Below are 25,799 nucleotides of genomic sequence, written 5' to 3' on the forward strand. Positions count from 1 at the left end.
GGCCGCCTCACCGCCGCGGCCGGCGTTCCGCGCCTTACCGATTCACCGCCGCCATTCCCCCCGCCGGATATCGCGCCCCCGCCGTGACCCCCTTGGGGAACGCCTCATTGAGCGCGTCCAGGTCGGCCTCGGTGAGTTCCACCTCCGCGGCCCCGGCGTCTTCCTCCAGATAGCGCACCCGCTTGGTGCCCGGAATCGGCACGATGTCCTCGCCCTGCGCCATCACCCACGCGAGCGCCAGTTGCGACGGGGTGCAGCGCTTCTTCCCCGCCATCTCCTCGATGCGCGTCACCAGCTCGAGATTCTTCTGGAAGTTCTCGCCCTGAAACCTCGGATGGTTGCGGCGCCAGTCGCCCTCGGCCAGGTCCTCCGGCGTGCGAATCTGCCCCGAGAGAAATCCACGGCCGAGCGGACTGTACGCGACGAAGCCGATGCCGAGCTCGCGACAGGTGGGCAGGATCTCATCCTCCGGGTCGCGGCTCCAGAGCGAATACTCGGTCTGCAACGCGCTGATCGGGTGGGCGGCCTGCGCGCGCCGGATGGTGGCCGGCGCCGCCTCCGAGAGTCCGAGATACTGCACCTTGCCGGCGCGGATCAACTCCCCCATGGCGCCCACCGTCTCTTCGATCGGCACCGTAGGGTCGACCCGATGCTGATAGTAGAGGTCGATGTGATCCACGGCCAGTCTTTTCAGTGATGCATCGCACGCCTGGCGCACGTACTCGGGGCGGCCGTTCACACCGGCCCACGTGCCGTCGGGCTTGCGCACGTTGCCGAACTTGGTGGCGAGCACCACGCGGTCGCGGCGGTCTCGGATGGCCCGACCCACCAGCTCTTCGTTGGTGTTGGGCCCGTAAATGTCTGCGGTATCGAGAAAATCGATGCCAAGCTCGATGGCGCGGTGGATCGTGGCGATGGACTCCCGGTCATCACGCACGCCGTAGAAATCGGACATGCCCATGCAACCAAGCCCCATGGCGGAAACGCCAAGGCCCTGGGACCCGAGCTTACGCTGCTCCATCGGCTGTTGCCTCCCTATCTCAGTGACACTGCTGCCCGCACCTGCGCGTGCAGCCCATCGTAGCGCCCCATGGGGATGGCGCGCCAGCCCATCGCCGAGCCTGCGCCGAAGCTTGGGAATCCGGGGACTGGCCAGAAACCGGCATTCTTCCCATGTTGGACTTTGGAATTGCCCGCGCGACGGCCAGCCGGAAGAACCTCGGATGACAGATGCAGCGGGACCTACTCCCGCTGCGCGCTGACGACGCATCGTTCACCGCGGCCGGGATCGCCGCGGAGGACTCAGCGCATGCGCTTGCTGCTCATACAGCCACCCCAGGGAACCCGATTCGGCTTCACCCGCATCCTCATGGTCGAGCCCCTCGGGCTCGAGTGCGTGGGAGCCGCTCTCAAGCTCCATGATCACGAGGTGCAGCTCATCGACCTCCGCCTCGACCGCGCGTCGGCACTCCACTCGGCCCTCACCCGACGGCGGCCCGATGCCGTCGGCATCAGTTGCGGCTTTACCACCGACGTGTACTCGACGCTCTGGACCGCGCGGACGGTCAAGGCCACGATCCCCGGCACCCCCGTGTTCGTCGGCGGCCACCACGCCTCGCTGATTCCCGGCGACTTCCTCTTCGCGGGCTCGCCAGTGGACGCGGTCGTGATCGGCGAGGGCGAGTGGACCGGCCTCGAGCTGGCCGACGCGCTCGAGCGCGGCGACGATCCCGCGACCGTTCCCGGCGTGCTCACGCTCGACAACCGCGCCAGCGGGTATAAGCAGCGCACCCACGCGACGAGCCTGGACGATCTGCCCCTCCCCGACCGCCGGCTCACGCTCCGCTACCGGCGCCGGTATCACCATGCCTTCGACACGCCGTCGGCCTGCGTCGAGACGTCGCGCGGGTGCCCATTCGACTGCAACTTCTGCAGCATCTGGGTCTTCTACCAGCGGCGCGCGCGGCGCCGGTCGCCCGAGCGCATCGTCCAGGACCTGGAGCAGGTGCGCGCGCTCGGTGAGGACCGGATCTTCTTCACCGACGACATCGCCTTTCTCCAGCACGACGCGTACGAGGAGCTGGGCCATCGGATCCGGGACGCGCACCTCCGGCAGCACTACTCGTGTGAGACCCGCGCCGATCTCATCGTGCGATACCGCGACCTCTTCGCCCTCTGGAAGGAGGTCGGACTCAAGACGGTCTTTCTCGGCATCGAAAAGGTGGACGACAACGGGCTCGATGCGATCCGGAAGCGGACCAAAGGCGGCGCGGCGACGAACCTGGAGGCGATCGAGATCCTCCGGAGCCACGGCATCACCCCGATGACCTCGCTCATCACCGATCCCGCCTGGGGCGAGGAGGACTTCGACCGGCTGGAGGAGTTCCTGAGCCTGCTCGAGCTCCCCTGCCCGACCTTCACCATCCTCACACCGCTCCCGGGCACCGAGCTCTGGGAAAGCCACAAGGACCGGCTCATCACCGACGACTACAGCCTCTTCGACGTGATGCACCTGGTGCTCCCGTCGAAGCTCTCTCCGGACCGGTTCTACGAGCGGTTTGCCGGACTCTACTGCCGCATGGACGCCAACGCACGCCTCACCTGGCCGGCCGTGCGCAACCTCACGAAGCTCGTGCTCGAGGGGAAGAGCTTTGCCGTGCGGCGCGTGCTCAAGGCCGCGCGCGAGCTGCGCGACCCCAAGTCGTTCCTGAAGTACTCGGGGACGCATGCCCGGCCCGGGTTCGTGCCGTCGGGATTCGGCAAGGCGCCCTGGGTGGACCGCTCCCGCTCGTTCCTCGCGGAGCGGCTCGCCTCACCCGCGGCTCAGTGACAGCCGCAGCCTGACCCGCATCCCTCTCCGCTCGCACCGGGCGCCGCGTGCGCGTCGAGCAGCGGCAGCGCGCGCGACGGAAGGTCCATCGCCCGATTGCCCGCATAGATTTTGTGCCGGCCGCGCTCGTGGAACCAATCCTTCGTGTTCGCCACCATGTGCATGTTCTCCACGATCTGCCGCCAGCCCACCCCGGTGTTGTAGGCGCAGAAGGAGATCTCGCCCTCCTGCGTGGCGTAGGGGATCACGCACATCTCGGTGCGGCGGAAGTCGTAGGTCCAGAGGTCCTGGAACCACATGCCGCCCACCCAGAGCAGCTTCCAGTCGGTGGTCGGCCGCTTGCCCGCCATGAGCGCACCGTTGGTCTTCCGGTTGAACACCTTGAGCAGGTCGATCACCGAGAGCCCCGCGGGCGCCTTCCGCTGGTCGAAGTTGCGCAGCAGTGCCAGCGCCACCTGCGTGAGCGTGGCCGAGGGGCCGCGCGAGGTGTCGCAGATGACGGCGACGTCCTGAACGAAGCGATCCACGTCGAAGAACTGGGTGACGGGCGCCCACGCCTTGGTCCGCTTGTTGGCGATGAGGAACACGCTCGAGCCGCAGTTCGGATGGCAGGAGCAGGACAGCCCGCCGAACTGGACCTCGGGCCCGCGCAGATGGTCCGCGAGCCAGGTGAAGGCGCCGAGCGAGCCCAGCGGGTACCAGTCGCGATACGGATCGATGCGCCCGTCGAAGTGCCGCTTGAGCTCGTGGGCCAGGTGCGAGATCGTGTAGCGCTGCCGCCGGCGATCCTCGTCGCTGATCCCCTCGTCGCGACCGGTGAACGAGACCGGCTGGAACGACACCGCGCTCATCCGCTCGCAGTTGTCGATCATGAACTGGAGGATCGGGCCCACCTGGGTGTCGTTCACCGTGTTCACCACGGTGGTGACCGGCGTGATGTCGATGCCCGCCGCCGCCAGGTTTTCGATCGCCATGAGCTTGGCGTCGAACAGGTTGCTGATGTGACGGTGGCTGTTGGCCGCGTTGGTGACGCCGTCGAACTGGAAGTACACCAGGTCGAGCCCCGCCTCCTTGGCCTGGAACGCGAACTCGGGCTCCAGCGCAAACCGGATCCCGTTGGACGCGGCCTGCGTCCCGTAATAGCCCAGCTCCTTGGCGTAGCGGCAGGCCTCGAGGAAATGCGGTGACATCGTGGGCTCGCCGCCCGAGAACTGCACCGACATCTGGCGGCGGGGCTTGAAGGAGATCGAGTCGTCGAGGATCTGCTTCACTTCGTCCAGCGTGAGCTCGTGCACGTACCCCACCTGGTTCGCATCCATGAAGCACGGGTTGCACATCATGTTGCAGCGGTTGGTGAGGTCGATCGTGAGCACCGCGCCGCGGCCGTAGCGGATGGTCGAGCTGCCGTGGCGGTGGATCAGCGCGTCGCCCGCGGTGGCGAAATCGCGGCCGTAGTAGCGAGCCTCGATGATCCGCTGCATGTCGGGGTCGATCGAGAGCGTGTCCTCGAACTCCCCGTGGAGCGGACATCGCTTGCGCATGAGAATGCGGCCGTTCTCCTCGAGAATCGTGGCCTTGATCTCGCCCATATGTCCCTGCACCAGCTCGGACAGGTCGCGCTCGCCGGCGAGGATCGCGGTCCGGGTTTCCACCACGCAGCGCGGGCAGAGCGAATCGGTCTGCCGCGGCCACCCGAGCGGCGGCTTGGAGCGCTGCCGAGTCTTGGGCAGCGGTGCCGGCGCCCAGCCCGGCTGGATCGACGCATGCTCAGGGATACGGGTGTTGACGGCCTGAAACGTCCCCCAGCCCGCGTTCGCAAGTTCCCTCACGGCCCCGGCCAGTAATTCATTCATACTGCACCTCCTCCCCTCCCAAGTTCATGACAACTGCGGCGCCAATGCCGCGACGGCGGCGAGCCGGGCGGCGAGCGCGGTATCGAGCGGGTCAGTGGACGCGATCCACCGCACCCGATTGCCCAGGGTTTCACGCAGCCCGCTGCCGCTCTCGAGCGGCGGAGCGCGCCGTGCGGCGCGACCGAGCCAGCCGCGCCTCGGCTTGCGCTCGGCGTGAGCGCGCTCCACATCGGCGGACCGGCCGGCATCACGCGCCGCGGTCGCGAGCAAACGAGCGGGCGCGACGACGCGGGCGGGACGCAGCTCGGCCAGATGGCCCGCGTCGCCCTCGGCGGGCCCGAGTGCGGTCGTGGTGTAGCCGTCGCCCAGGCAGGCGTAGAGCGCGAGTCGGGCGGTGAGCGAGGCGGCCGGATCGCTCACGTAGGCGACGTCGCCGGGGTGGGCCGGGTCGGCGCGCCAGATCGCCGTGATCCGCTCGATCACCTGGCCTTGGGTCAGATCGATCCGGTCGCATCCACCTTTCGGCGACCTTCGGTAGTGCCGGATCGCGGGCCGCTCCGCGGGCAGAGCGCGGGCGGCGGCGCGGTAGGCTTGCGCCCGCTCGGGAGTGTCGAGCGTTCCGCCCAGCTCCAGCATCGCCTGGAGCGGGACGGTGCCCTCGCGCGCGGCCACGGCATCGATCGCCACTGGTTGGCCGTAGGCCGGCGCGCGTCCGTCGAGGCTCTCGAGCCGTTCCCGCGCGGCCGTCGACATGAACGTCACGCTCGGTGCCGCGTCGGAGAGCGCGGCCGCCAGCTCGTCCGCTTCGGCCCGCGGGTCGATCGCGACCGACACCGCGCCCAGGCCGAGCGCGGCGAGGTCGGCCACCAGCCACTCGGGCCGGAGCTCCGACACGATCGCGATGCGTTGGCCGGCCTCGACGTCGAGGCGTTCGCTGAGGTAGAGGGCCAATCGAATGATCTGGCGGTCGAGGCGCCAATCCGGCATGGCGCTCCACGCGCCGTCCGCCCACGCGAGCAACGCGCGCTCTCGTGCATGCTCGCGCATCGCCTGGGCGTGGAGCCGGTTCAGCGTGTCCGGTGGCTCGCGGAGCGGCGCAACCTGGCGCGCGCTCCCTTCAACGAAGAGTGAATCGAGGTAGGCCAGAAAGGCGAGGCCTTCGATCGGGACGTGCACTGGCTCACGTCCCTCCCGCCGGGGCGGCGGGCCCGTCGCGGGCGGTGAGCACGCGGTAGAGCCCCTCCGACCCGGAACCGCCGTGGAGCAGGCGGAGTACGACAGCGGTGCCCCCAAGCCGGGTGGCAAGAGCGGCACCGATGCCGTCCGTATCGGGCCGGCTGTCCTGCCGGGGCTCGAGCGCTAGCTGAATGGGCGCGCCCGGCTTAGCGGCGCGCGCGTACCACCAGACAGCTACCTCCGGGTGGGAAGGCGCCACATCGGTGACCGCCTGAATCACGTCCAGAATGGCTGGAGGCCGGCGAGGCATCTTCAGTCCCTCACCAGTAGCACCGCTACATCCACCGCCACAGCCCAACTCCTGCCGTCCCAAATTGCTGCACGCCGCACGACCGAGGGAGTTCGGATCGCCCGGGCCCGCTGCGCTTCCGCTCGCGGAGCGCGCGAGGGGCCCTTGGCCACATAATGTGGCGAGGGGGCATCCGTCAAGACCGGAGACCCGGATTGACGCCACCGGATGCGTCCCCAAGCTTTCGACGACATTCGACCACCGCCTCCCGGAACGGAGCCACCCGTGACTCGACCCCGCCACGTGACCCTGCGCTTCCTGGCCGACCCCACCAACGTCAATTTCGGCGGGAAGGTCCATGGCGGCGCCGTGATGAAGTGGATCGACCAGGCCGGATACACCTGCGCGGCGAGCTGGACCGGCGGCTACTGCGTTACCGTATATGTCGGCGGAATCCACTTCATCAGGCCCATCAAGGTGGGCGACCTGGTCGAGCTGCGCGCGCTCGTCATCTATACCGGGAAGACCAGCGTACATGTCGCCGTGGACGTCTACAGCCGGGACCCCAAGACGACCGCGCGGCACCGGACCGGCCACTGCGTGATCGTGTTCGTGGCGCTCGACGAGAACGGCAAGTCCAAACCCGTGCCCCGCTGGGAGCCTGAGACCGAGGTCGATCGGGCGCTCGCGGCCTACGCGCTGCGGCTGATGGAGCTCCGCAAGTTGATGGATGCCGAAATGGAGAGCAGCCTGGCCCTGCAAGACCTGCCCATCTGAGCCTGGGCCGAGGATGCTGCGGCCGGCGGCCCCGACGGAACCGATCGCCGCCGCGTGTCGTTACTGAGGCGCGTGTCGTTACTGAGGGTCGGATGTACTTCTCTTCCAGCCAGAGCGCCCATGAAGCCCATGATCACCGCCGTCCTCGCCCTCGCCGCCCTCGGATCCGCCCGAACTCCCCCCGCGGGCGGACCGGCGTCCGCCCGACCCTCGGGTTTGCCCGACACCCTGGAGACCGCCACCTTCGCCGGAGGCTGCTTCTGGTGCATGGAGCATCCGTTCGACCAACTGGAAGGCGTGATCTCGGTCACCTCGGGCTACACCGGAGGCCATACGAAGGATCCGACGTACGAGGAAGTGTCGGACGGGGGGACCGGGCACGCCGAATCGGTTCAGGTGGTTTACGACCCGAGCAAGATCAACTACTCGACGCTGCTCAACGTGTTCTGGCACAACATTGATCCGCTCACCTCGAATGCGCAGTTCTGCGACCACGGCACCCAGTATCGCTCTGCCATCTTCTACCACGGTGAGGAGCAGCACCGGCTCGCCGAGGCGTCAAAGGAAGCGCTGGACCAGTCGCATCGGTTCAACAAGCCGATCGTGACCGAGGTCGTGCCCGCCTCGACCTTCTACCCGGCCGAGGAGTATCACCAGCACTATTACAGGAAGAATCCGGTCCGCTATAAGTTTTATCGCTGGAATTGCGGACGTGACCAGCGCCTCAAGCAATTGTGGGGCAACGACGCGCCCAGCATGGAGGCAAGTCGATGAAGCGGGTCGCGCTCGCGTTGAGCCTGCTGGCGGGATTGACCGCCACCGCGGCCGCGCAAACTCCGGCTGAGACACGGACACTGGCAACCGGCCACGCCGTGGCCGAAGGATGGAATGCGATGAACTTTCACAAGCCCTCCGACACCGAGCTCAAACAGCGGCTCACGCCGGAGCAATACAAGGTGACGCAGCGCGAAGGCACCGAACCGGCCTTCCACAATGCGTATTGGGACAACCACGAGCCGGGCATCTACGTGGACGTGGTCTCGGGCGAGCCGCTCTTCAGCTCGCTCGACAAGTTCGAGTCGGGCACCGGCTGGCCGAGCTTCACCCGGCCGCTCGAGCCCAAGAACATCGCGACCCGCGAGGATCGCCATCTCTTCTCGGTGCGCACCGAGGTCCGGTCGGCCCACGCCGATTCCCACCTGGGTCACGTCTTCGACGATGGGCCCAAGCCCACCGGACTCCGCTACTGCATGAACTCCGCGGCGCTCCGTTTCATCCCCGCATCGAAGCTCAAGGAAGAGGGTTACGGGGAGTACCTGCCGCTCTTCGAGCACCAGGCGACCGAGGTGAGCAAGGGAACGCAGTAAGCCGTGGCGGCGGCCGCGGCGCGTGACTATCATGTTCGCATGCGGCCGCCGCGGTCACCGCGAAAGAAGCACTGGGATCGTCTCTGGTGGGTGCTTGCTGGTGGGGGCGCCATCGCCATCGTGGCGGTGCTCTGGTTGAGCCATCGGGCGGAAGACCAGGCGGTCGAGTGGATCAGTAACCCGTACGGCGTGCCCGAGACGGCGCCGCCGGCGGCCCCTGAGCCCACTGCTCCTGCCGCGACGGACACGAGCACGGTGGATTCGAGCGCGGCGGTCGCCGCCGATTCGAGCCGGGCGCGGCGCAGCGCTGAGCGGGCGCCCGCCGCGGAGGCGCGTCGCGCGCGGCCCGACGTGACGCTCCTCACCACACCCGCTCACGTATCCGTCGGTGCGATGACCCCGGGCTGCCAGCAGGTGCTCAAGACGCGCGGCCCCTGGAAAGATGCGGCGACGGCCACCCCATGGCCCGAGTGCATCGACCGCGAAGGCCGCCCCATGGTGGTGCAGTTCTGCTCCTACATAAGGGTCGCCGGCGGCGACTGGACACCGAGCGAGAATACGCGCAACGCACCCCGCTGCCGGGCTGAGCTGGCGGACGTGCGGAGCGGCAAGGTTCGCGGCGCAACCAGCCGCTGACCGTCTCGATCTCGGGCCGGCCTCTTCCCGGTGACGTGGTTTCTATGCTCGACCCGGTTGCCGCGTGGCCCTGGCAGTGGGTTGCTGCGGTCGCTCTCGCGGCCGTGGCCGCGGCAGCGGCCGCCTGGTGGCTGCGCGGCTTCCTGACTCGCCGCGCGGCCGGTGCCGCCGCGGGCGATCGCACCGCCGGCGACCCCGCCGCGGTCCCCCTCCCCACCATGCTCGAATCCGCTCTCGCCGCGACGCCCATCGGCATCGCGTTCGCCGATCGCGATCTCCGCTTCGTCCGGGTGAACGATGCGCTGGCCCAGTTCACCGGCCGCCCGCCCGAGGCGCACATAGGCCGGCCGGTGCGCGAGCTGCTGCCGCCCGGCATCGCCGCCGCGATCGAGCCCACGCTCCGGCGTGTCCTCGCCACCGGCGAGACCGTGCTCGGCGTGGAGCTTCGGGGTGAGAGTACCGAGCGGGAAGGCGGTCGCCACTATCTCGCCAACGTCTACCCGGTGCGGGGCCCGCGCGGCCGGCCGGAGTGGGTCGGCGCCCTCATCAGCGATGTCACCGCCGAGCGCCGGCGCCGGGCCGAGCGGGACCGGCTGGTGGCGGCGCTCCGGGAGAGCGAAGCCCGCTTCCGCGCGCTGGCGGAGTCCGGCGTGATCGGCGTGCTCGTGGCCAACCCCGAGCGGGTGCTCGAGGCGAACGACGCCTTCCTCCAGCTCATCGGCTACACCCGCGACGAGATGCATACCGGCCGCATCCGCTGGACCGACATTCTGGCGCCCGAGTACGCCGAGCGCGACGAGGCAGCGCTCCGCGAGCTGCTCGCCACCGGCGTCTGCCGGCCGTTCGAGAAGGAGTACATCCGCAAGGACGGCGTGCGCGTGCCGATTCTGATCGGCGGCGCGGTCACCGAGCGCGAGCCGCTGGAGTGGGCCTGCTTCGTCATGGACATCGGCGAGCGCAAGCGCACCGAGGCGGAGCTGCGCGAGAGCGAGCGCCGCTACCGCAGCCTCTTCGATCGCAATCCGACCCCGATGTGGGTCTACGACTTCGAGACGCTGCGGTTCGTCGACGTAAACCCGGCGGCGGTCGCGCACTACGGCTGGAGCCGCGCGGAATTTCTAGCGATGACGATCCGCGACGTGCGCCCGCCCGATGAGCACGCCTACCTGACCGACGCGCTCCGAAGCCGCGGGCCCGGCATTACCGTCGGCGGCAGGTTCCGCCACTGGAAGAAGGACGGCACCCCGATCGAGGTGGACATCACCTCGCAGGAGCTGATTTTCGGCGACCGCCGTTCCCGCCTCGTGCTCGCCACCGACGTCTCCGCCCGCGTCCGCGCCGAGGAGGACGTACAGAAGTTCGTGTCGCTGGTCGAGAGCAGCGGCGACTGCATCGCGATGGCGACGCTCGACTGGCGCCTCTTCTACCTGAACCGCGCCGGCCGCGCGCTGGCCGGGCTCGGCGCCGAGCGGCCGGCCGGCGACGCGCACCTCGGCGAGCTGTGGGACGAGCCGACGCGGCTCGCGCTCGAGACCGAGGTGTTGCCGGCGGTCGCGGCGGGTGAACGGCGCGAGTTCGAGGGACGCTTGCGTCACGCCGCGTCCGGCGAGTTGAGCGAGGTGGACTGCAGTGCGTTCGGCATTCGGGACGCGCGGACCGGCCGCGTACTCGCGGCCGCGTTCGTGGTTCGGGACCGCACCGAGCAGCGCCGCATCGGCGAGCATCTGCGCCAGGCGCAGCGGATGGAGGCCATCGGTCGGGTGGCGGGCGGTGTCGCCCACGAAGTCAACAACATGATGACGGTGATCCTCGGCTTCTGCACCTTCCTGGAGCACGGGCTCGAAGCGCCGGACCAGCGGGCGGACGACGTGGCGCAGATCGCCCGCGCGGCCGAGCGCGCGGCGGAGGTGAGCCGTTCGCTCCTGGCCTACAGCCGCCGCCAGTTGCTCCAGCCGCAGGTGCTCGATCTCAGCGCCGTGCTGCTGGACATGGAATCGGTGCTCCGCCGCCTCATGGGCGAGGACCGGCAGTGCCTCTTCCAGCTCTCGCCGCAGATCGGCCTCGTGCAGACCGACCGGGCGCAGCTCGAGCAGGTGCTCCTCAACCTGGCGCTCAATGCGCGCGACGCGATGCCGCGCGGCGGCCGCTTCTCCCTCGAGACGTCCACGGTCGTGCTCGGCGCAGACTACGCGCACCGCCACCCCGGCACCGAAGTCCGCCCCGGTCCCTACGTGCGGCTCGCGATGAGCGACACCGGCCACGGTATGGACGCCGCGACTCAGGCGCAGGCGTTCGAGCCGTTCTTCACCACCAAGCCCGTGGGTCAGGGCAGCGGGCTCGGTCTCTCGACGGCGTACGGCATCGTGAAGCAGAGCGGCGGCTACATCTGGCTCTACAGCGAACCGGGGCAGGGCACCACGCTCAAGGTGTATCTGCCGCAGGTGGCGGAGAGCGGTGCGCCGGTCACCTGGGTCGCCGCCCCCGCGCCGCCCCGCGGCCAGGGCGAGGTCGTGCTGGTGGTCGAGGACGAGGACGTCGTGCGCGACTTCGCCTGCCGCTTTCTTCAGGGCCAGGGCTACGCCACGCGCGAGGCCGCCGACGGCGTTGCCGCGCTGGCGCTCGTGGGCTCGGCGCCGGACACCATCGATCTGGTCCTCTGCGACGTCGTAATGCCGCGCATGGGAGGGCCGGAGCTCGCGGGACGCCTTGCGATCCTCGAGCCCGGCCTTCCCGTGCTCTTCACCTCCGGATATACCGACGACGAAATCGCACGGCGCGGGCTGCTGGCGGCCGGCGCGCCGTTCCTCCAGAAGCCGTTCTCGCCGGAGACTCTCGCCCGGCGCGTTCGCGAAGTGCTCGATGCGCCGACCGCGCGCCGGGCGCCGCGCCGCGCATCGGCCCCGGGGCGTGCGCCTGGCGACCGCACCGCCCACCGCGAGTCCAGCGCGTGAGCGCGGTGGTGGACATTGCGGTACAGCGTGTCTACCATGCAACGCGGAACGGAAAGGCGACATGATCGAACCCAGCCAACCCGATTGGCCTGACGCGAACGGCGCCGGCGCGGATGCCCGCGGGAAGGGCCCGCGCTGCCTCGTTGTCGATGACGAGCCGGTGGTGCGGCGGTCGATCATCCGCATCCTCGAAAGCCAGGGATTCACCTGCCTCGAAGCGGCCTCGGGGACTGATGCGCTCGAGCTCCTGAGCCAGACCGGCGAGTTGCCGCTCGTGATCTCCGACCTGCGCATGCCCGGGCTCGACGGCATGGGCCTCCTGGTGGAGCTCAGGCGCCAGCATCCGGACACCGCGGTGCTCATGCTGAGCGGCATGGCGGAGACCAGCGTCGCGGTCGAATGCCTCCACCTCGGCGCCGCGGATTTTCTCCTCAAGCCGGTCACGGTGGGCGAGATGCGGGCGCGGGTGACGCGCGCGCTCGAGAAGCGCACGCTCGTGATGCAGAACCGGTTCTACCAGGCGCACCTCGAGCACCAGGTGCAGGCCCAGGCCCAGCGGATCCAGGAGTTGTTTCTGGAGGGCGTGCAGATGCTGGCTCGCGCGCTCGAAGCCAAGGACGCGTACACCAGCGGGCACTCGATCCGGGTGAGCCGCTACGCGGTCCGTACCGCGCGCGGGCTCGGATTCGAGGGCCCGGAACTGGAATGCATCCGGCTGGGCGGCGAGCTGCACGACATCGGCAAGATCGGCACCCGCGAAGCGGTGCTGCACAAGCCGGGCACCCTCACGGCCGATGAGTTCCGCCAGATGAGCGAGCACCCCGTCCTGGGCGAGCGCATGCTGTCGCCACTCGCCCGCGAATCACCCGCCGTGCTCCGGATCGTCCGCTCGCACCACGAGCGCATCGATGGCCGCGGCTTTCCCGACGGGCTCATCGGCACCCACATCCCGATCGAGGCTCGCATCGTCGCGGTGGCCGATGCGTTCGACGCAATGACGACGCGCCGGCCCTATCGCGAGTCGCGCTCGCCCGGCGAGGCGCTGGCCGAGCTTCGGCGAGTGGCCGGCGTGCAGCTCGATGCCGACGCGGTGGAGGCGTTCGCCGCCGCGTTTCCCGATCTCGCAGGACTGCCGCTCTCCGCGTAACTCGCCCCGCCGCCTGGCCCGGTCCGCCGCCTGGCCCGACCCGCCGGCGCGCTCAGGTCAGATCACGGCCCGCCGCTTGAGTTGGTGATAACGCTCCACCACGGCGTCCGCCGCCCCGGCAGCCGGCACATCGAGCACGATCAATCCGCGCCCGCGCATCTCGGCCAGCGCCTCCTCGCGCGCCAGCAGCAGCTCTTCGGCGGCCGCCCGCTCGAAGGCGGCCGCCGTCGCGGCGGGCCGCGCGGCCGCGGTGCGCTCGAGCGCGGCGTCGCGCAGCGTCACCGCCACCGGCACGTGGCGCGGCCGGAGCGTCGCCGCCTGCGTCACCAGCGCGGCACTCGCCGAGCGATCGATCACGTCGGTGAAGAGCACGGTGAGTGCCCGCCGCCGGTTGTGCGCGGCTAGGAAGCGGAACGCGCCTGGATAATCCGACTCGACGAGGCGCCCTTCCACGGCGGCGAGCCCCTCGACCACCGCGCGCAACGCCCGCCGCCCACGCGCCGGTGGCACGAAGCGCTCGACCGCGTCGGCGAACACCATGAGCCCGATGTTGTCATCGTGCTCGACCGCCGCGTGCGCCAGCCGAAGCGCGGCCTGCACCACCGTCTCGAGCCGCGGCACACCGTCGACCTCCGCAGTGAGCAGCCGCCCCGCGTCGATCACCAGGAGCACCTGCTCGCGCCGCTCGTCCTCGAATTGGCGCGCCATTGGCTTCCCGCGCCGCGCCGTCGCCTTCCAATCGATGAGCCGGGTGTCATCGCCGGGCACCCAATCGCGGAGCCCCTCGAAAAGACGTCCTTCGCCCGGCAGCCGCCGATTCCTGAGGCCGGCCTCGCGGCGCCGGCGCGCCGAGGGCGGGAGCGCGCGCGTCGACGCGGCGGCGAGACTCGGAAACACCGTCGCCCGCCACGGGCGCACGATCGAGGTCTGCCACCACGCAAGCCCGAGCGGCCCGAGCACGCGCACCGCAAGCTCGCCGCCGGTGCCGCGGCCACGGTGCGCGGGAACGACGTCGAGCACCTCGCGCGTCACCGTGCCCGGCACGAGGTGCAGCCGTCGAGTGGGCCACGCGGCGCCGAGCGGGGGTGGCGGGGTCTCGCGCACGAGCACGGTGAGCGCGCGCTGCGCGCCATGGCGCCAGCGGTAGCGCACCGGCATGCTGCGGCCCACCGCGAATGCGGCCGGCGGCTCGCGCTCCACCTCGAGCGGGAGACTCCGATACGCCCACCAGCCGTCGAGCAGGAGTGCCGCGACCCAGGCGGCATCCAGCAGTACCATCGCGACGAGCGCCGCCGGCCAGATGAACCCCGCGAGGCCCACCGCCGCGAGCGCCGCCGCTACGGCAAACCACCGCCGGGACGGAAGCGGCCTCATGCGGGCGCGTCGACCTGGTCGAGAATGGCGCGGAGCGCGCTGTCGGCCGTGACACCCTCGAGCTCGAGCTCGGGCGCCACGCTCACCCGGTGGCGGAGCGCCGCGAGCGCCATCGCCTTCACGTCGTCGGGCACCACGTAGTCCCGCCCCTCGAGCAGCGCGGACGCCTGCGTCACCTTGAGCAGCGCCACGCCGCCCCGCGGCGACGCGCCGAGCGTGAGCGACGGCGCCGCGCGCGTGGCCCGCACGATCGCGGTGATGTAGGCGAGGATCGGCGGCGCCGCTCGCACCGCGCGGGCCGCGCGCCGCAACGCGTCGAGCGTGCCTCGCTCGAGCGGGGCGCCGATGCCGTAACTCGCCGGGTCGTCCGCCTCGAAGCCGTCGAGCACCCGTGCCAGGATCGCCTGCTCGGTTTCCACCGCGGGGTAGTCGAGTACCACCTTCACCAGGAAGCGATCGAGCTCGGCCTCGGGCAGCGGGTAGGTTCCCTCGAACTCGACCGGATTCTGCGTCGCGAATACCGTGAAGGCGCTGGAGAGCGGATGCGTAGTTCCATCCACCGTGACGCTCCGCTCCTGCATCGCCTCGAGCAGCGCAGCCTGGGTCTTGGCCGGCGCGCGGTTGATCTCGTCGCCGAGCACGAGATCGCCGAAAATCGGCCCCGGACGGAACGCGAAGCTCGCGGGCCCCGCCAGCAGGCTCACGCCGGTGATATCGCTCGGCATGAGATCGGGGGTGAACTGGATCCGGCGGAACTCGAGGCCAAGGGCGAGGCTCAGGCTCCTCACAAGGAGCGTCTTTGCCGTGCCGGGCACGCCCTCGAGCAGCACGTGGCCGCGCGCGATGAGCGCGGCCACCGCGTCGCGGATCGCCGCCTCCTGGCCGAGCACCACGCCGCCGAGCTGTTGGGCGAGCGCGTGAGCGCCGGCCGCCTGCGCGACTACCTCGGCGTCAGGTCCGTCCATAGGTCCTCCGCGAGATCGGCGGCCCGCAGCACGCCGGCGGCGGACTGCGGGTGATCGAGCAATGCGGTGAGCTCCTGCGCTGCGCTCCGGCCGCGGGCGGTGCGCGCGCGCGCCTCGGCGGTGCTGAGCCACGGGCGCGGATCGGCCCGGAGCGACCGCGCCGCGCCGGGCGGCGCGCCGGCCGCGATGCGCCGCCTCAATCCCTGCACCAGAAGCCGTACGGCGAGATCGTGCCCGCGCGCCGCGGCGAGGGCCGTAGCCAGCGCGCGCACGTGCTCCAGCGGCGAGCGGCGCCGCCGATCGATGCCTCCGCGCACCGGACCGAACCGCCGGCTCGCCGCCGCCAGCGCGATGAGCCCGACCGCGGCGAGCTGCCAGAGCGCCCAGCCCCACGGCGACTCGCTGCTCCATCCGAGCGCCGCCCGCCAGAGCGAGCCCGATGGTCCGAATCCCTGGTGGTACTCGTCGACCAGCATCCGGTCATAGCGGCCGGCGACGAGGCGCAGCACGAACGGGCCCGTGCCGTCGTCGCGCAGCGCGCGATTGCTGAACAGCTCGTCATCGGCCACGAGCGTGATCGTGCGGCCGCCCGTGACGGTGAGGCGCACCGCTGCGGCGGCCCCTGCCGCCGTACCGTTGCCCGCCACGAGCAGCATCTCCTCCCGCGATACGTCCGGGACCCGGCACTCCGTCGTGACGCCGTCCGCCGCGCCGGAAGAGTCACGGATCACGCGGCGCCGCGTCTGCATGAGCACGGCCTCGACGTCGAGCGACCTGGTCTGCCCCTGCACCCAGGCGGCGCCTCGACTGCTCCGACGCTCCGCGCGCCATCCGAAGCACCGCATCGCGGCGTTCGTCTCGATTCCGGCGAGCAGCAGATCGGGCGCTGAGACGCCGTGGGGCAGAGTCGCGAGCGCGATGCCCTCCGATGGCGTGAGCGGGTACTGCGGCCCGAGCACCGCGAGCACAGCACCCGGCCTGACCGCTGCTTCCTGGAGGTGCCACGCGGGATTCTGCCTGAGTTGCACGACGCGCACACCGAGACGCCCGAGCGCCTGCGCCATTCCACGCGCGCCGTTCGGACCCGAGAGATAGGTCGAGCGGCGCGGGTCATCGCTCGGCCGGCGATTCGATCGGACGCCAAGCACGGCGACGAGCGTCGCGGCCAGGAGCATCGCACCGGCAGCCACGAGCACCTCACGGCGCGATTGCATCGGCCTCCCAGATTCCGAGCGCGGCGGCCCGCCAGCGGGCGTAGTCGTCGGCCCCCGCAGGCGCGCCGCCATAAAGCTCGCGGTAGAGCGTCGCAACGAGCGTGCGGAGCCGCGCGCGCTCGTCCGGGGCGAGCCGCGCTTCGCGCGCAAATTCGGCCGGCGTCTTGCTCGCGGCCCACCGCACGCGGCCGAGCGAGTCGAGCCGGAGCGCAAGCGCGGCGAACGCGAGCCGGAACGCATCCCGGTGGCGGCCCGCGGCCGCGGCAGCGTCGGCCTGGCGCAGGTGCCATTCCGCGTCCCGCGGCTCGCGCGGCGCGTCCGCGTGCACCGCGCCGGCGGCCCGGGCACCGCGCCGGAGCGTGAGCCAGAGCACGTAGCCGGCATAGACGAGCACTGCGGCGAACACCAGCCCGAGCGCGAGTTCCAGCAGCCGGAAGGCGAGCGGATTCCCGTCGCGCAGGGCGAGCAGCCAGTCGTATACTCGCGCCCGCGCCTCGCGCAGCCAGCGCCACGGGTCGGACCGCACTACCCACTGATATTCGGGTGCGGCAAAGACCGAGTCGAGCACCGCCTGGAGCGAGTCGCCCTGCGTCACGCGACCTGCAGCGTCGAAGCGAGCAGCTCGAGGTCGAACCCTTCCCGCCGCACCCGGAGATCGTAGTAGATGATCGTGAGCGCGCAGTAATAGAGCGGGTAGATCGCCAGTTGCACGAGCGAAGTGAGGACCACGCTGGCCACGACGACCGCGCCCGCGGGCTGCGCGCCGGTCGCGGCAAAGATGGCCCCGGCAACGCCGATCACGATGCCCACGGCCAGGAGCGGAAGGAGCAGAATCAGGAAAAGCAGGGCCCAGAGCCCGAGCACCTTCCACTTCGCCCCACGGGTGAGCTGCCAGGACCGCCGCAGCCCCGCCGTGGCGCTCGGCAGCGACTCGAGCACGAGCGCGGGCCACACGAGCGCAAACCCGCAGGCGAACACGATGCTCGGCACGATGAAGAAGATGAAACCGATGATCAGCAGCAGCCCGAACAGAATGGCAGACAGGACCAGCCGCCAGAGATACGGCGCCGCCCGTGCGAGCGCCTCCTGGGCCGTGATCGTACGGCCCAGGTACGCCTCCGACACGACGAACACGGTCGCACCGGTGGCGACCGCGCCGAGCATGGTCACCAGCACGAGGTAGCCCAGCTCGAGCACCGGATGCTCACGCGCCCCGCCCGAGGTGTTCACGAACACTTGCAGCAGCGTCGGTATGCCGTAGCACACGAGCACGACGACGGCCAGCGTGCCGAAGTGCCGGCGGTACACCTGGAACGACGTGTCGATGATCTCTCCGAGCGACAGCGGACGGAGGGCCATGGCCGGCATGAAGCGCTCCCGGATGACGGATGACTGGCGGGCCGGTCGCGTCAAAGATGCGGCGTCAATGGCTGCCGCGGGAGGCCCGGCCGCGATAACATCCCACGTCATGGCCGCCGCGCCGCCGTCAGACTTTCGGCAGCATCTCGAGGTCGAGACCCCCGAGCACGTCGTGCTCGATCTGGAGATCGCGGGGTTCGGCTCGCGCGTGCTCGCGGCCCTGCTCGACCGCCTGCTGCTCGTGGGCCTCACGGCGGCCGCCGTTGGCCTCGCGCTCCTCGCCGCGGCGGCCGGCATCGTGCCGCGCGGCGGTTGGTTTGCCGCGATCCCCCTGCTCATCGTCTTCGCCGTCTGGAACGGGTACTTCATCCTCTTCGAGGGACTCCGGGGCGGGCAGACGCCGGGCAAGCGCTGGGTGGGGCTCCGCGTCGTGCGCGACACCGGCCACCCCGTAACACTGGGCGACGCCGCGGTGCGCGACCTGCTCCGCGCCGCCGACTTTCTGCCCCCGCCCTATCTCATTGGCATGCTGCTCACCGCCTTTCACCCTCGCGCCAAGCGCCTCGGTGATCTGGTGGCGGGCACCGTCGTGGTTCGCGACCGGCCGCTCGAGGCCGGCACGCCGCGCGTCACCCGGGCATCGATAACACCCGATCGGCTCGCGGCCCCGCAGCTCACCGAGGCCGAGTTCCGGCTGCTTTCGGGGTTCGCTGAGCGCGCCGGCACGCTCGCCGCCGAGGTGCGCGAGCGGCTCGCGGCGCGACTCGCCGGCCGCCTCACGGATCGGCTGCCCGAGCGCGGAGGATCGCTCGCCGAGCGCCTCATCGCGCTGCACGCGGCGGAGGCCGAGCGGCGGCACAGCCCGCTCGCCTCGCGGGGCGGCGCCGCGGGCTCGTTGGCGGATCGACAGTCGGGGCGCTGGCGTGAATTTCACGCGCTGGCCGAGCGGGCCGCGCGCGAGGGGCTGGACGGCTTCCGGCCCGACGAGCTTCCCGACTTCGCGGCGCGCTACCGTGAAATCGCGGCCGATCTTGCCCGCGCCCGCACCTACGACGCCGACGCCGCGACGATCGCCCGGCTCGAGCGGCTCGTCGCCGCCGGGCACAACGCTCTTTATCGCGATGAGCGGAAGACGTGGCGCGACACGTGGACGCTGGTAACGCGGGAGTTTCCGGCGGCAGTGCTGGCGGAGCGGCGCGCGGTGCTCATCGCCTTCCTTCTCTTTGCCGCGCCCGCCGCCGCCGGGTACCGGCTCATCCGCGATCGGCCGGCGCTCGCCGAGGAGCTGGTGCCCGAGACGATGCTCCGGCGCGCCGCCGCGGGGCGGACCCGCGCCGCCCAGGGCAAGACGTACGTCGAGGTGGACTGGGACGCGCGGCCCGCGCAGGCGGCGTTCATCATCACCAACAACGTGCGCATCGCCTTCATCTGCTTCGCCGGCGGCATCTTCCTGGGCGTGGGGTCGCTCGTGCTCCTCGCGTACAACGGGCTCGCGCTCGGGGTCTTCGCCGGACATTTCGCGAATCAGGGGCTGCTCGGTTATCTGCTCGAGTTCGTGGTGGGGCACGGCGTGCTGGAGCTGTCGGCGATCTGGATTGCGGGAGCCGCCGGGTTCCTGCTCGGCTACGCCGTCGTGGCGCCGGGCGACTTGAGCCGGGCCGACGCGCTGGTCACGAGCGGGCGGACCGCGCTCCGGATGGTGGGGATGTCGGCCGTCCTGCTTGCGGTGGCTGGAACCATCGAGGGCTTTCTGTCTGTCAGCGGCGCGGGTCTCGCTCCCCGCGCCCTGGTGAGCGGGGCCAGCGTGCTCCTGCTCGCCGTGTATCTGGCGAACGGGCTCCGCGCGCTCACAGCTCGCGCAGCATCGTCCGCATTCGGATCGCCAGCGCCTCGATCTCCCGCAGGCTGGACCGGGTCTCCTGGTCGAGCTGCGCCTCGTTGAGCAGCAGGAGCTGGGTTTCGGCCAGCAGCGCCGACAGCGGGTTCGACAGGTCGTGCCGGAGGCGCTTGAGCCGATCGCCTTCGTCCCGCGGAGCCGTCAATCGAGGGAGCGGTAGAGGTCGCGGACGTGGTGCTCGCGCAGCTCGCGGACGGATCGCCAGAGATCCTCTTCCGTGGCGGCACAGAAGATCTCCGCCGTCTCCCGCTCGATGCGCGAGTCGTCGATGAAGCGGAGCCGGCCCCGCCAGGCCCCATCGTCGGCGCGGCGAATCGTGAGACACAAGTGGACGAGTTGGCCAGCGATACGGAGGGGATCGAGCGCGTGATCGACCGGCTCCCGGGGGTCCCGGACCGTCGGTCGGACCGTCTGAATGGCCATCAGCAGGTCCTTGCCGGAGCCGGACGCCGCGCGTGCGCGCCGTGGCCTTCCGGACTGGTGGAGGTTTCGGCAAATATAGGAGAACACGAGAGATGGGCAACACCGGCCGGGCCGCCCCTTGACGCTATACCCGGGCCCGCCTAAGTTGATGCCCTGCTGGATCTGCGTCGATGCCGCGCATTCGTACGCTTCTTCTTGCGCTTCGCGCCTTTCGCGCCTCGATTGCAGACATCTCCCCGAGCCACTCCGGCGCCCACATCCGGCCGCCGCGGGCACACCATAGGCAGTCCTGATCGACAGCCCTGACACACGACAGACGTACGCCACCAACGCCACCCACGCGCGCCCGGTCCCGCAACGCATCACCCTCCCGAACCCGACGGCCTGCCGCTCGGGAATCCATGCCTGGAGTTGTGTCCGTGGACATCGCTGAGCTGAAGCAGAAATCCGTCGCGGAACTGCACACGCTGGCTGAGCAACTCAACATCACGAACTATTCGGGGCTCCGCAAACAGGACCTCATCTTCCGGATCGAGCAGTCGCTGCTCGACCAGGACACCGTCATTCGCGGCGAAGGGGTGCTCGAGATCCTGCCCGAGGGCTACGGCTTTCTCCGCAGCCAGGACTGGAACTATCTCTACGGCCCCGACGACATCTACGTGAGCCCGAGCCAGATCAAGCGCTTCGATCTGCGCACCGGCGACACGGTGATGGGCCAGGTGCGCCCGCCCAAGGAAGGCGAGCGTTATCTCGCGTTGCTCAAGGTCGAGAGCGTCAATTTCGAGGAGCCGGAAAAGACCAAGCACCGGATCGCGTTCGACAACCTGAAGCCACGCTACCCCGATCGGCGCATCCGGCTGGAGCGCAAGACGAGCGACCTCTCCATGCGGGTGGTGGATCTCCTCTCGCCCCTCGGCATGGGTCAGCGCGCGCTCATCGTGGCGCCGCCCAAGGCGGGTAAGACGATCCTGATGCAGAAGCTCGCCAACGCCATCAGCGAGAACCATCCGGAGATCGTCCTCATCGTACTGCTCATCGACGAGCGCCCCGAGGAAGTCACCGACATGGAGGAAAACGTCAAGGCGGAGGTGATCTCCTCCACCTTCGACGAGCCGGCCGATCGGCACGTGCAGGTGGCCGATATGGTCATCGAAAAGGCCAAGCGCCTGGTGGAGCACGGGCGCGACGTCGTCATCCTGCTCGACTCCATCACCCGTCTGGCCCGGGCGCACAACGTGGTGGTGCCGCATTCGGGCAAGATTCTCTCGGGCGGCGTCGACGCCAACGCGCTGCAGAAGCCCAAACGGTTCTTCGGCGCGGCGCGCAACATCGACAAGGGCGGCAGCCTCAGTATCATCGCAACCGCCCTCATCGACACCGGCAGCCGCATGGACGAGGTCATTTTCGAGGAGTTCAAGGGCACCGGCAACTCGGAGCTGGTGCTCGACCGCCGTCTGGCCGACCGCCGCATCTACCCGGCCATCGATATCCAGCGCACCAGCACGCGCAAGGAAGAGCTGCTGATGGACAAGGACGAGCTCAACCGGGTGTACCTGCTGCGCAACTTCCTCGCCGACATGCCGCCCGTCGAGGCGCTCGAATTCCTCCTCGAGCGGATGAAGCGCACCAAGAACAACAAGGAGTTCTTCGCGACCATGGCGCAGTAGCGAACGCGCCAGCCCGGCACCGGGTCCGGGCCGGTGTACTGTTCATCCATGGCCGCAATCCCCTCGACCGGACGCATTCTCGGCGTCGACTGGGGCGAGGTGCGGATCGGGCTCGCCCAGAGCGACGAGTCCCAGATCCTCGCCTCTCCGCTGGAGACGCTGGTGCGCCGCCCCGGACGGCGCGTGCCGATGCCGCGTCTCCTCGAGTTGATCGGCGCTGGCCAACCGGTAGGCGTCGTGGTCGGCCTCCCCCTTACGCCTGAAGGCGACGAGGGCCCCGCCGCCGCCGAGGCCCGCGCGCTCGGCGAGCTGATCGGCCGGCGCGCGGCGCTGACGGTGGCGTATTGGGATGAACGGCACACGACGGCCCGCGTGCTGTCGGTGATGAAGGAGCAGGGAAGCTCGGCCAGGGGGCAGAGGGGAAAAGTGGACGCGCTGGCGGCCGCTGTGTTGTTGCAGGGGTATCTGGATTATCGACGCGCCGGGGTGACTGGTGGGCGGTAAAAAAGGCGGTGGCCGGGTCCGTACCGCCTCTACCGCCCTTACCGCCTCCTTTGCGGCCCTCACCGTCCTGACGTCCTGCACCACCCACCCCTCCGGTTCTCCGCAACTGATCACCATCCCCCCCAACGCCTCCTTTGCCGCCGTCGCGGACTCGCTTCACGCGCACGGAATCGTGCGGAGCCGGCTCTGGTTCAAGCTGGTCGCGCGGATCGAAGGGGTTGATCGGAGCGTGCAGGCGGGCGTGTACGAGTTCCGGCCCGGCGCTCCCGCCACCGATGTGCTCGCGGCGCTCGCAGCCGGCAGGACCGCGACGACCCGGCTCACCATGCCTGAAGGGTTCACCATCGCCGACCTCGCGGCGCTCGCGGCCGGACGGCTCGGCCTGCCGGCCGATTCCGTGGTGGCCGCCGCCCGTGACACGGCCGAGGTGCGCGCACTCGGGCTACCGGGTCCGTCGCTCGAAGGGTTCCTGAGCCCCGACACCTACTCGCTCCCGGTCGGCGCCACGGCCCGCGAGCTCGTGCGGCTGCTCGCCGAAAACTTCAAGCGGCACTGGGGGCCTGCCTGGACCGCGCGGCTCGACACCATCGGCATGACCGAGCTCGAGGCCGTGACGCTGGCATCGATTGTCGAGGGCGAGGCGCGGGTCGATGAAGAGCGTGCCACCATCGCGGGCGTCTACAGGAACCGCCTCCGCATCGGGATGGGCCTCCAGGCCGATCCCACGGTGCAGTACGCGATCCTGCTCGAGACCGGGCATCGGAAGCCGCGGCTGTACGAGAAGGACTACCAGATCAAATCGCCGTACAACACCTATCTCTACCGCGGCCTGCCGCCCGGCCCCGTCAACTCGCCGGGCCGGGCGAGCATCGAGGCCGCGCTCTATCCCGCCGACGTGCCTTATCTGTACTTCGTCGCCACGCCGGACGGACACCACCTCTTCAGCCGCACCTACGACGAGCATCTCCGCAACGTGACGCGCATGCGCCGGCTCGCGCGCGCAGCGCCGCGCGTCGATTCCGCGCGCTGATCGTAGCCGGTCAGCTGGCGCATCACTGGCGGGGCGCTCGCGACTTCGTGCATCAGCGCGCGACGTGCGTGCCCCGGCCGTGGGCTGCGTACGCGCGCGCGGCGCGCTCGACATCCTCCGCCCCGAAAATGCCCGATGCGGCCGCGATCCCCGCGGCACCGCTCGCCAGGATTGCCGGCATGTCGGCCGGCCGCACCCCACCGATCGCGATGCACGGCCGCCCGCCCGCGAGCGCCACGATCCGCCGAAATCCGTCAGGCCCGAGTGCCGCACCGGCATCCGCCTTCGTGCTCGTGGTGCGCCAGGGACCCACGCCCCAGTAATCGGCCCCGGCCGCTCCGGCCGCCTCTGATTCGGTCCCCACCGATGCGCCGATGATGAACCCCGCCGGCGCAATCTTTCGTGCGAGCGGCACCGGCAGATCGTCGGGCCCGAGATGCACGCCCGCCGCCCCCGCTGCAAGCGCCACGTCCGGCCGATCGTTCACCAGTACGGGCACGGCCACCGCGGCCACCAGCGCCCGGGCCGCGTCGGCCAGCGCGCGTGGCGACGCCGATTTGAGCCGGAGTTGCAGCGTCGTGGCCCCGCCGAGCTCCGCCGCGCGCGCGAGCGCCACCAGATCCCGCCCGGCCACCAGCGCATCGTCGGTCACGGCCATGAGCCGCACGAGCGACGCTAGATTATGCCGCATGCCCGAGATCCCCCTCCCCCGCATTCACGGCATCCGTGGCGCCACGACCGTCGAACGCAACGACGCCGCGGAAATTCTCGATGCCACCGACGAGCTGCTCCGCGCCGTCATCGCGGCCAACGATCTCCGGCCCGACGATATCGTGAGCGCGTTCTTCACCGTCACCCGCGACCTCGACGCCGCCTTTCCCGCGCGCGCCGCAGAGGATTTCGGGTGGAACATCGTGGCGCTGCTGCACTCGACCGAGATCCCCGTCCCCGGCTCTCTCCCCCGCTGCGTCCGGCTCCTGGTGCACGCGTACACGATGCGCACGCGGGCCGAAATCAAGCATTGCTATCTCCGCGGGGCCACGGTGCTGAGACCCGACCGCGCGTGACGACGGCCCGCGTCACGAGCCGGGGCGCGGAACGCTGGGTCCGAGGCCATCCCTGGATCTATCGAAGCGAAGTGGAGGACGGGCCCGCTGAGCCCGGCCTCGTACGCGTCCTCGATCCTCGCGGGCGCTCCATCGGGCAAGCTCTCTACTCGCCCGCGTCGGAGATCCGGCTCCGCCTGCTCGAGCGGGGCGACCAGCCCGTCGACGCCGCGTGGTGGCGCGCCCGCATCGCCGAGTGCCTCGCGCGACGCGGGGACATCGACGCGACCGCGTACCGCGTGGTGCACGGCGAGGGCGACGGGCTGCCGTCGCTCGTGGTGGATCGCTACGACCGCTGGCTCGTCGCCCAATTCCTCTCCGCCGGACTCGAGACCATGCGGGACGACGTGCTCGCCGCACTTCGCGAGGTGCTCGCGCCCGAGGGGATCCTGCTCCGCCACGACGCCGCCGTCCGCCGCCGCGAACGGCTGCCCGCTGAGACCGCGCTCGCCTTCGGGACCGTGCCCGATTCGATCGAGGTGCGCGAGGGCGACATCCGCTACCTTGTCGCCCCATGGTCCGGCCAGAAGACCGGCGCCTTTCTCGACCAGCGGCCGAGCCGGCTCGAAGCCGGCCGGCTCGCCGTGGCCGGCGGGCGCGCGCTCGACTGCTTTGCCTACCACGGCTCGTTCGCCCTCCACCTCGCCCGGCGCTCGGCGTCCGTGCTGGCGCTCGACGCGAGCGCCGAGGCGCTCGAGCGCGGGCGGCGGAACGCGGCGCTCAACGGCTTCGACAACATCGAGTGGCGCGAGGGAGACGCGTTCGAGCTCCTCCGCGCTTTCGAGCGCGCCCGCGAGCGATTCGATACGATCGTGCTCGACCCGCCGGCCTTCGCCAAGTCGCGCGCCACCGTGCCTGCGGCGCTCCGCGGCTATCGCCAAATCAACCTTCGCGCGGTGCGCATACTGGCGCCGGGCGGCGTACTGCTCACCGCCTCGTGCTCCTTCCACGTGCACCGCGCCCAATTCCTCGGCATGCTGGCCGAAGCGGCGGGCGACAGCGGCCGCCGCATCGTGCTGCAGGCGTTGCTCGGGCCGGGCACCGATCATCCCGAAGTGCTGACCATCCCCGAGACCGGCTACCTCAAGGCTGCGGTGCTGCGCGCGCTCTGACCGCGAAGAAGTCCCGGCACGTTGACAGCACGGGGCGCCGTGATGAGCTTGGATCACCCGTCGCACCCCTCGCTCATTGTTGCCCGAGTACCCGCTCGAAGGACGCCCCGATGGTGTGGTCA

General features: G+C 70.3%; 24 protein-coding genes. 13 read left to right on the forward strand and 11 right to left on the reverse strand.

Annotation, left to right across the window (positions count from 1 at the left end; genetic code table 11):
- Nucleotides 1–34: 34 nt before the first annotated feature.
- Complete coding sequence (locus VFW66_00420) at nucleotides 35–1,021, reverse strand: aldo/keto reductase (protein HEX5385140.1); 987 nt, start codon at nucleotides 1,019–1,021, stop codon at nucleotides 35–37.
- A 288-nt stretch (nucleotides 1,022–1,309) separates the two neighbouring features.
- Here VFW66_00420 and VFW66_00425 point away from each other — a divergent pair, with 288 nt between their 5' ends.
- Nucleotides 1,310–2,830: a radical SAM protein gene (locus tag VFW66_00425; GenBank protein ID HEX5385141.1), complete on the forward strand. Its 1,521-nt coding sequence runs from the start codon at nucleotides 1,310–1,312 to the stop codon at nucleotides 2,828–2,830.
- Here the strand turns inward: VFW66_00425 and VFW66_00430 are convergent.
- From VFW66_00430 to VFW66_00440, 3 genes are read right to left on the reverse strand one after another with little or no spacing between them, the layout of a single operon-like run.
- On the reverse strand, nucleotides 2,824–4,683 hold the full coding sequence (locus VFW66_00430) for a radical SAM protein (GenBank protein HEX5385142.1): 1,860 nt from the start codon (nucleotides 4,681–4,683) through the stop codon (nucleotides 2,824–2,826). The genes VFW66_00425 and VFW66_00430 overlap by 7 nt on opposite strands.
- A 24-nt stretch (nucleotides 4,684–4,707) precedes the next feature.
- Nucleotides 4,708–5,859 (reverse strand): AMP-binding protein, encoded by a 1,152-nt coding sequence (locus VFW66_00435; GenBank protein ID HEX5385143.1) that lies wholly within the window; start codon nucleotides 5,857–5,859, stop codon nucleotides 4,708–4,710.
- Nucleotides 5,860–5,863: 4 nt separating this feature from the next.
- Complete coding sequence (locus VFW66_00440; GenBank protein HEX5385144.1) at nucleotides 5,864–6,169, reverse strand: hypothetical protein; 306 nt, start codon at nucleotides 6,167–6,169, stop codon at nucleotides 5,864–5,866.
- Between the two features lie 264 nt (nucleotides 6,170–6,433).
- Here VFW66_00440 and VFW66_00445 point away from each other — a divergent pair, with 264 nt between their 5' ends.
- The 6 genes from VFW66_00445 to VFW66_00470 all read left to right on the forward strand — a co-directional run bounded on the left by VFW66_00445 (nucleotide 6,434) and on the right by VFW66_00470 (nucleotide 13,026).
- The gene (locus VFW66_00445; protein ID HEX5385145.1) at nucleotides 6,434–6,925 is read left to right on the forward strand and encodes an acyl-CoA thioesterase; all 492 of its coding nucleotides are present in this window, start codon (nucleotides 6,434–6,436) and stop codon (nucleotides 6,923–6,925) included.
- Between the two features lie 129 nt (nucleotides 6,926–7,054).
- On the forward strand, nucleotides 7,055–7,699 hold the full coding sequence (gene msrA, locus VFW66_00450; protein ID HEX5385146.1) for a peptide-methionine (S)-S-oxide reductase MsrA: 645 nt from the start codon (nucleotides 7,055–7,057) through the stop codon (nucleotides 7,697–7,699).
- Nucleotides 7,696–8,292 carry a peptide-methionine (R)-S-oxide reductase MsrB gene (gene msrB / locus VFW66_00455; GenBank protein HEX5385147.1) on the forward strand — a complete coding sequence of 199 codons (597 nt, stop codon included), beginning with the start codon at nucleotides 7,696–7,698 and terminating at the stop codon, nucleotides 8,290–8,292. Before msrA ends, msrB begins: the two co-directional genes overlap by 4 nt.
- 39 nt (nucleotides 8,293–8,331) lie before the next feature.
- Nucleotides 8,332–8,928: a hypothetical protein gene (locus tag VFW66_00460; GenBank protein HEX5385148.1), complete on the forward strand. Its 597-nt coding sequence runs from the start codon at nucleotides 8,332–8,334 to the stop codon at nucleotides 8,926–8,928.
- Between the two features lie 44 nt (nucleotides 8,929–8,972).
- On the forward strand, nucleotides 8,973–11,879 hold the full coding sequence (locus tag VFW66_00465; protein ID HEX5385149.1) for a PAS domain S-box protein: 2,907 nt from the start codon (nucleotides 8,973–8,975) through the stop codon (nucleotides 11,877–11,879).
- 61 nt (nucleotides 11,880–11,940) lie between these two features.
- Nucleotides 11,941–13,026 (forward strand): HD domain-containing phosphohydrolase, encoded by a 1,086-nt coding sequence (locus tag VFW66_00470; protein HEX5385150.1) that lies wholly within the window; start codon nucleotides 11,941–11,943, stop codon nucleotides 13,024–13,026.
- A gap of 57 nt (nucleotides 13,027–13,083) precedes the next feature.
- Here VFW66_00470 and VFW66_00475 read toward each other — a convergent pair whose 3' ends face one another.
- From VFW66_00475 to VFW66_00495, 5 genes are read right to left on the reverse strand one after another with little or no spacing between them, the layout of a single operon-like run.
- On the reverse strand, nucleotides 13,084–14,400 hold the full coding sequence (locus VFW66_00475; GenBank protein ID HEX5385151.1) for a DUF58 domain-containing protein: 1,317 nt from the start codon (nucleotides 14,398–14,400) through the stop codon (nucleotides 13,084–13,086).
- A complete protein-coding gene (locus tag VFW66_00480; GenBank protein ID HEX5385152.1) occupies nucleotides 14,397–15,365 on the reverse strand; it encodes a MoxR family ATPase in 969 nt (322 codons plus the stop codon). The genes VFW66_00475 and VFW66_00480 overlap by 4 nt, the downstream gene beginning before the upstream one ends.
- On the reverse strand, nucleotides 15,341–16,579 hold the full coding sequence (locus VFW66_00485) for a DUF4350 domain-containing protein (protein ID HEX5385153.1): 1,239 nt from the start codon (nucleotides 16,577–16,579) through the stop codon (nucleotides 15,341–15,343). The genes VFW66_00480 and VFW66_00485 overlap by 25 nt, the downstream gene beginning before the upstream one ends.
- Entirely contained in the window at nucleotides 16,563–17,174 is a 612-nt protein-coding gene (locus VFW66_00490; protein ID HEX5385154.1) for a DUF4129 domain-containing protein, read from the reverse strand. The genes VFW66_00485 and VFW66_00490 overlap by 17 nt, the downstream gene beginning before the upstream one ends.
- A complete protein-coding gene (locus VFW66_00495; protein ID HEX5385155.1) occupies nucleotides 17,171–17,947 on the reverse strand; it encodes a hypothetical protein in 777 nt (258 codons plus the stop codon). The genes VFW66_00490 and VFW66_00495 overlap by 4 nt, the downstream gene beginning before the upstream one ends.
- 100 nt (nucleotides 17,948–18,047) lie before the next feature.
- On the opposite strand from VFW66_00495, the gene VFW66_00500 reads away from it, so the two are divergent.
- Nucleotides 18,048–19,880: a stage II sporulation protein M gene (locus VFW66_00500; protein ID HEX5385156.1), complete on the forward strand. Its 1,833-nt coding sequence runs from the start codon at nucleotides 18,048–18,050 to the stop codon at nucleotides 19,878–19,880.
- 96 nt (nucleotides 19,881–19,976) lie between these two features.
- On the opposite strand, the gene VFW66_00505 is transcribed toward VFW66_00500, so the two are convergent.
- The gene (locus VFW66_00505; protein HEX5385157.1) at nucleotides 19,977–20,258 is read right to left on the reverse strand and encodes a hypothetical protein; all 282 of its coding nucleotides are present in this window, start codon (nucleotides 20,256–20,258) and stop codon (nucleotides 19,977–19,979) included.
- 419 nt (nucleotides 20,259–20,677) lie between these two features.
- Here VFW66_00505 and rho point away from each other — a divergent pair, with 419 nt between their 5' ends.
- The 3 genes from rho to mltG are packed head-to-tail and all read left to right on the forward strand — an operon-like array spanning nucleotide 20,678 to nucleotide 23,459.
- Nucleotides 20,678–21,925, forward strand: coding sequence for a transcription termination factor Rho (gene rho, locus VFW66_00510; GenBank protein HEX5385158.1), 1,248 nt, complete (start codon nucleotides 20,678–20,680; stop codon nucleotides 21,923–21,925).
- 48 nt (nucleotides 21,926–21,973) lie between these two features.
- Nucleotides 21,974–22,429, forward strand: a complete 456-nt coding sequence (gene ruvX / locus VFW66_00515) for a Holliday junction resolvase RuvX (GenBank protein HEX5385159.1) — start codon at nucleotides 21,974–21,976, stop codon at nucleotides 22,427–22,429.
- Nucleotides 22,419–23,459, forward strand: coding sequence for an endolytic transglycosylase MltG (mltG, locus tag VFW66_00520; GenBank protein HEX5385160.1), 1,041 nt, complete (start codon nucleotides 22,419–22,421; stop codon nucleotides 23,457–23,459). The genes ruvX and mltG overlap by 11 nt, the downstream gene beginning before the upstream one ends.
- A 52-nt stretch (nucleotides 23,460–23,511) precedes the next feature.
- On the opposite strand, the gene thiE is transcribed toward mltG, so the two are convergent.
- Nucleotides 23,512–24,150: a thiamine phosphate synthase gene (gene thiE, locus VFW66_00525; protein HEX5385161.1), complete on the reverse strand. Its 639-nt coding sequence runs from the start codon at nucleotides 24,148–24,150 to the stop codon at nucleotides 23,512–23,514.
- Between thiE and aroH the strand changes: the two genes are divergently transcribed.
- Both aroH and VFW66_00535 read left to right on the forward strand, forming a co-directional pair.
- Entirely contained in the window at nucleotides 24,149–24,526 is a 378-nt protein-coding gene (gene aroH / locus VFW66_00530; protein HEX5385162.1) for a chorismate mutase, read from the forward strand. The two genes, thiE and aroH, sit on opposite strands and share 2 nt — an antisense overlap.
- Nucleotides 24,523–25,677: a class I SAM-dependent rRNA methyltransferase gene (locus VFW66_00535; protein HEX5385163.1), complete on the forward strand. Its 1,155-nt coding sequence runs from the start codon at nucleotides 24,523–24,525 to the stop codon at nucleotides 25,675–25,677. Before aroH ends, VFW66_00535 begins: the two co-directional genes overlap by 4 nt.
- The last annotated feature ends 122 nt before the right edge of the window (nucleotides 25,678–25,799 follow it).

The sequence above is a fragment of the Gemmatimonadales bacterium genome, from assembly GCA_036279355.1.
GTDB lineage: Bacteria > Gemmatimonadota > Gemmatimonadetes > Gemmatimonadales > GWC2-71-9 > DASQPE01.

Bases quoted from the DNA above. Each gene is read 5' to 3' on its own strand.
- VFW66_00420 (HEX5385140.1), bottom strand. From the start codon at position 1,021: ATGGAGCAGCGTAAGCTCGGGTCCCAGGGCCTTGGCGTTTCCGCCATG.
- VFW66_00425 (HEX5385141.1), top strand. From the start codon at position 1,310: ATGCGCTTGCTGCTCATACAGCCACCCCAGGGAACCCGATTCGGCTTC.
- VFW66_00430 (HEX5385142.1), bottom strand. From the start codon at position 4,683: ATGAATGAATTACTGGCCGGGGCCGTGAGGGAACTTGCGAACGCGGGC.
- VFW66_00440 (HEX5385144.1), bottom strand. From the start codon at position 6,169: ATGCCTCGCCGGCCTCCAGCCATTCTGGACGTGATTCAGGCGGTCACC.
- msrA (HEX5385146.1), top strand. From the start codon at position 7,055: ATGATCACCGCCGTCCTCGCCCTCGCCGCCCTCGGATCCGCCCGAACT.
- msrB (HEX5385147.1), top strand. From the start codon at position 7,696: ATGAAGCGGGTCGCGCTCGCGTTGAGCCTGCTGGCGGGATTGACCGCC.
- VFW66_00460 (HEX5385148.1), top strand. From the start codon at position 8,332: ATGCGGCCGCCGCGGTCACCGCGAAAGAAGCACTGGGATCGTCTCTGG.
- VFW66_00465 (HEX5385149.1), top strand. From the start codon at position 8,973: ATGCTCGACCCGGTTGCCGCGTGGCCCTGGCAGTGGGTTGCTGCGGTC.
- VFW66_00470 (HEX5385150.1), top strand. From the start codon at position 11,941: ATGATCGAACCCAGCCAACCCGATTGGCCTGACGCGAACGGCGCCGGC.
- VFW66_00475 (HEX5385151.1), bottom strand. From the start codon at position 14,400: ATGAGGCCGCTTCCGTCCCGGCGGTGGTTTGCCGTAGCGGCGGCGCTC.
- VFW66_00480 (HEX5385152.1), bottom strand. From the start codon at position 15,365: ATGGACGGACCTGACGCCGAGGTAGTCGCGCAGGCGGCCGGCGCTCAC.
- VFW66_00485 (HEX5385153.1), bottom strand. From the start codon at position 16,579: ATGCAATCGCGCCGTGAGGTGCTCGTGGCTGCCGGTGCGATGCTCCTG.
- VFW66_00495 (HEX5385155.1), bottom strand. From the start codon at position 17,947: ATGCCGGCCATGGCCCTCCGTCCGCTGTCGCTCGGAGAGATCATCGAC.
- VFW66_00500 (HEX5385156.1), top strand. From the start codon at position 18,048: ATGGCCGCCGCGCCGCCGTCAGACTTTCGGCAGCATCTCGAGGTCGAG.
- VFW66_00505 (HEX5385157.1), bottom strand. From the start codon at position 20,258: ATGGCCATTCAGACGGTCCGACCGACGGTCCGGGACCCCCGGGAGCCG.
- ruvX (HEX5385159.1), top strand. From the start codon at position 21,974: ATGGCCGCAATCCCCTCGACCGGACGCATTCTCGGCGTCGACTGGGGC.
- aroH (HEX5385162.1), top strand. From the start codon at position 24,149: ATGCCCGAGATCCCCCTCCCCCGCATTCACGGCATCCGTGGCGCCACG.
- thiE (HEX5385161.1), bottom strand. From the start codon at position 24,150: ATGCGGCATAATCTAGCGTCGCTCGTGCGGCTCATGGCCGTGACCGAC.